Source organism: Vibrio sp. YT-19(2023), assembly GCF_033337395.1.
In genome coordinates this window covers 1-600 of record NZ_JAWOQN010000765.1, presented here as the reverse complement: position 1 = coordinate 600, position 600 = coordinate 1, and the positions used below count along the sequence as shown (strand labels likewise).

Genomic DNA, 600 nt, shown 5'->3' with positions numbered 1-600 from the left:
CCAAGCTGGTCGACCGATAAGGTGGTTGAGCTCGGTAATACGATGAATGCCACCCAATTCGTCGAGCGGTACGGCAAATGTCCCTTCGTTGACATCAAAGTAAAGCACTTGAAAATCTTCACTTCTTTGCGTGCCTTCCCACGTATTTGGGATCGCAGGGCTCGCTTCGGTTTCCAGTTGCGTTTCGGTTTGCTGTTCTATCGCGATGTCTTGTTCTATCTCAGGAACAACTTCTACCGCTTCGACTTGAGCTACCTCAGTTTGAATGACTTCAGAAACAGGCTCTTCTATCACCCATTCTTGAATTTCTTCAACCACTTCTATTGGTGACTCAACAGCTACTTCAACGTCTGGTTGTATCGACTTTGCGTGAATCGCAATGTCGATGGTGTTCTGTTCCAAAATGTCGTCTATGTCTAACTCATCTACGACATTGGTCGATTCGAGTTGACTCAATAACCTTTGAACGTCTTCTAAATTCGGCGCTTCCAGTTGCGGTGCGTAGTTTTCGCGAAACTGGTAAGAGTCTGACTCTGCGTATTGCATCTGGAGCTCTGGCTCTGGCTCTGGCTCTGGCTCTGGCTCTGGCTCTGGCTCTGG

1 pseudogene is annotated in these 600 nt (G+C 48.0%); it reads right to left on the bottom strand.

Annotation, left to right across the window (positions count from 1 at the left end):
- Window positions 1-600: pseudogene (locus R7E78_RS28350) on the bottom strand (chemotaxis protein CheW); the annotation flags it as partial.